The following is a 3,627-nucleotide window of genomic DNA, read 5'->3' on the forward strand; positions in this document are numbered from 1 at the left end:
CCACCCACCCCCGGAGGGATCATGCGGGGCATGCCCCGTGTCGACATTCCCGGTTCCAAGTCCCTCACCGCCCGCGCCCTGTTCCTCGCCGCGGCCGCCGACGGGGTCACCACCCTCCAGCGGCCCCTGAGGTCGGACGACACCGAGGGATTCGCCGAGGGGCTCATCGGGCTCGGCTACCGCGTCGGCCGCACCCAGGACGCCTGGCAGGTCGACGGCCGCCCGCAGGGCCCCGCCGTCCGCGAGGCGGACGTGTACTGCCGTGACGGCGCCACCACCGCCCGCTTCCTGCCCACCCTGGCCGCCGCCGGCCACGGCACCTACCGCTTCGACGCCTCCCCCCAGATGCGCCGCAGGCCCCTGCTGCCGCTGACCCGGGCCCTGCGCGACCTCGGCGTGGACCTGCGGCACGAGGAGGCGGAGGGCCACCACCCGCTGACCGTCGCGGCGGCGGGCGTGGAGGGCGGGGACGTGGTCCTGGACGCCGGCCAGTCCTCCCAGTACCTGACAGCCCTGCTGCTGCTCGGCCCGCTGACCCGCACCGGCCTGCGCATCACGGTCACCGACCTGGTCTCGGCACCGTACGTGGAGATCACGCTCGCGATGATGCGGGCGTTCGGCGTGGAGGTGGGCCGCGAGGGCGACACGTACGTCGTCCCGCCGGGCGGCTACCGGGCGACGACGTACGCCATCGAGCCCGACGCCTCCACCGCGAGCTACTTCTTCGCGGCGGCCGCGGTCACGCCGGGCGCAGAGGTGACCGTGCCGGGCCTCGGCGAGGGCGCGCTCCAGGGCGACCTGGGCTTCGTGGACGTACTGCGCAGGATGGGCGCGCGGGTGACGGTCGGGGCGGACCGTACGACCGTACGCGGCACCGGCGAACTCCGCGGCCTGACCGTCAACATGCGGGACGTCTCGGACACGATGCCGACGCTCGCCGCGATCGCCCCGTACGCCTCCGGCCCGGTCCGTATCGAGGACGTCGCGAACACGCGCGTGAAGGAGTGCGACCGCCTGGAGGCGTGCGCGTCGAACCTCCGCCGGCTGGGTGTGGAGGTGGCGACGGGCCCCGACTGGATCGAGATCCGCCCCGGCGCCACCCCCGAGGGCGCGGAGATCACGACGTACGGTGACCACCGCATCGTCATGTCCTTCGCGGTGACCGGCCTGCGCACGCCCGGAATATCGTTCGACGACCCCGGCTGCGTCCGCAAGACTTTCCCCGGTTTCCACGAGGCGTTCGCGGAGTTGCGGAAGGACATCGTCGGGTGAGTTTCACCATGCAGGGGCCGGTACTCGAGGGCACGCTGGTCCGTCTGGAGCCGCTGGAACACGGGCACGCGGCCGACCTGGCGGAGGCGGCGGAGGAGCACCGGGGGACGTACGCGTACACGTGGGTGCCGAGGAAGGACGAGGTCGGCGACTACATCGACGCCCAGCTCGCCCGCGCCGCCACTGGCATGCTCGCCCCCTACGCGCAGGTGTCCGTGGCCACCGGCCGGGCGATCGGCGCCACCGCCTACTGGGAGCCGCGCTCCTGGCGGTCCGACGACGCCCTCGACGCCGTCGAGGTCGGCTTCACCTGGCTGGCGCGTTCGGCCCAGGGCACGGGCATCAACGCCGAGGCCAAACTGCTGCTGTTCCGGCACGCCTTCGAGGTGTGGGGCGTGTCCCGCGTGGACCTGAAGACGGACGCCCGCAACAGCCGCTCCCGCGCGGCCATCGCGAGCGTCGGCGCCAGCCTGGAGGGCGTCCTGCGCAACTGGTCCCGCTCCTGGGCGCCGGGAGAGGAGAACCGCCTGCGTGATTCGGCGATCTTCTCGATCACGGCGGAGGACTGGCCCGAGCGGCGCGAACAACTGGAGCAGCGGGTGGCGGGCTACCTGTCCCGCACGACCTGACGCCCACGCGGTCACCCGGCCGCGGTCACCCGGCCGCGGCGACCACGGCCGCACGCGGCGACGAAGGACCCGTACTGCCCGCAAGGCGTCCGGTCCGCGTACGGCACCCCCCTGGGCCTGACGGCCGAACCCATCCCCGGAGCAGCACACCTGGACCTGGACGCGGGCTACGGCTCCTGGCCGTCGGTGCCGGAGTGGTCCGAGACGGGCGACGCGAGCTTCACGGTGCGCCCGGGGCAGCGGCCGTAGAACCGCCACCCTCCACGGCCCCGACGGTCGGGGACCCGGAATCGGACCGGGACCCGGACCCGGACTCAGGGGCGGGAGCGGGTGCGGACTCAGGGGCGGGGTCAGGGTTGCGGCCGGAGTCGGGACCGGGACCGGGGTCGGACCCGGACCCGGAGTCGGCGTCAGGGGCCCCTGCACCACCCCGCAGCTCCGGAGTGGTCGCGGCCACGGCCGTCACCGCCGCCAGACACAGCACACCGCCCGTCACGAGGGCGACGGCCCCCGAGGACCAGCCGGCGGCGAGGCCTCCGCGCAGGTTGCCCAGATGCGGACCGGCCTGCCCGACGATCGCCTCGGCCGCCGTGACCCGGCCCAGTAGCGCGTCCGGGGTACGGGTCTGGACGATGGTCGTACGGGACAGGACGGCGACCGCGTCCGCCGCTCCGGCCAGGACCAGGGCCGCGATCCCCGCCCAGGCGCTGGTCGTCAGGCCGAACACGGCGAGGGACACACCCCACAGACCGGAGGCGCACAGCATGACGGGCCCCGGCCGCGCCAGCCGGGTCACCGGCCCGGAGAGGGCGGTCGCGGTGACACCGCCGACGGCGAGCGCGGACAGGAACAGGCCCAGTGTGCGCGGATCACCGCCGAAGCGTTCCTCGTTGACCAGCGGGAAGAGACTGACCGGCATCGCCAGCACGGTCGCGGCCAGGTCGGTCAGCAGGGCGCCGCGCACGACCCGGTGACCGGTGAGGAACCGCAGCCCGTCCAGGACGCCGTGCAGTCCGGGCCGGGACTTCTCGCCCTCGGGCGGCAACGGGGGCAGGCCGAAGGCGCCGTAGAAGGCGAAACCGAAGGTGAGGGCGTCCAGCAGGTAGCAGACGCCGATGCCCCGCCAGCCGAGCACCAGACCGGCGACGGCCGGACCGATCAGCATCATTGACTGACCGGTCGCCTGGTTCAGCGCGAGCCCCGCGGCCACCTGGTCCTTGGGCAGCAGCCGGGGCACGAACACGCCGGCCGCGGGACCGCCGACGGCCCCGAAGGAGGCCTGCACCGCGACCAGCGCGAGAAGCAGGGGCACGGGCACGCCCCCGGTGAAGCCCTGGACGGCGAGCAACAGCGAACAGGCCGCCTGGCCGGCGGTGGCGAGGAGGTAGACGCGGCGCCGGTCGGCCCGGTCGACCCAGGCACCGGCGAACAGCCCGACCGCGACCATCGGCAGCGCCTGCGCCAGCCCGACCGCGCCGCTCCACACCGAGCTGTGGGTCGTGTCCCACACCTGGTACATGACGGTGACCATGGTCATGAAGCCACCGAGCGAGGACACGGTGCGCCCGATCAGCAGCCGCCGGAAGACAGGAGAGGTACGGAGGGGACGAACATCAAGGAAGGTCCGGCCGAGACTCATGAGCCGGAAGGAACGGGGGGCGGCGCGAAAGCGAGATACACGGCGCGGAGGCTAACCCGCCCCCATCCTGACCGCCAGCCAATTACC

The 3,627-nt window shown here is 73.8% G+C and carries 3 protein-coding genes and 1 pseudogene; 3 read left to right on the forward strand and 1 reads right to left on the reverse strand.

Annotated elements, in window-relative coordinates; translation table 11 throughout:
• Positions 1-30 precede the first annotated feature (30 nt).
• The 3 genes and pseudogenes from aroA to P1P75_RS40550 form a co-directional block, all read left to right on the forward strand.
• Positions 31-1,272, forward strand: a complete 1,242-nt coding sequence (aroA, locus tag P1P75_RS40540) for a 3-phosphoshikimate 1-carboxyvinyltransferase (protein WP_319264780.1) — start codon at positions 31-33, stop codon at positions 1,270-1,272.
• Positions 1,269-1,901 (forward strand): GNAT family protein, encoded by a 633-nt coding sequence (locus P1P75_RS40545; protein ID WP_319264781.1) that lies wholly within the window; start codon positions 1,269-1,271, stop codon positions 1,899-1,901. Before aroA ends, P1P75_RS40545 begins: the two co-directional genes overlap by 4 nt.
• 66 nt (positions 1,902-1,967) lie before the next feature.
• Positions 1,968-2,150 (forward strand): annotated as a pseudogene (locus tag P1P75_RS40550) (hydrolase); the annotation flags it as partial.
• Here P1P75_RS40550 and P1P75_RS40555 read toward each other — a convergent pair.
• Positions 2,122-3,540 (reverse strand): MFS transporter, encoded by a 1,419-nt coding sequence (locus P1P75_RS40555; RefSeq protein ID WP_319264783.1) that lies wholly within the window; start codon positions 3,538-3,540, stop codon positions 2,122-2,124. The pseudogene P1P75_RS40550 and the gene P1P75_RS40555 overlap by 29 nt on opposite strands.
• Between the last annotated feature and the right edge of the window lie 87 nt (positions 3,541-3,627).

It is taken from the genome of Streptomyces sp. ID05-39B, assembly GCF_033794725.1.
GTDB lineage: Bacteria > Actinomycetota > Actinomycetes > Streptomycetales > Streptomycetaceae > Streptomyces > Streptomyces bobili.

Coding starts and splice junctions, on each gene's coding strand:
- P1P75_RS40555 (WP_319264783.1), bottom strand. CDS start 3,540: ATGAGTCTCGGCCGGACCTTCCTTGATGTTCGTCCCCTCCGTACCTCT.
- aroA (WP_319264780.1), top strand. CDS start 31: ATGCCCCGTGTCGACATTCCCGGTTCCAAGTCCCTCACCGCCCGCGCC.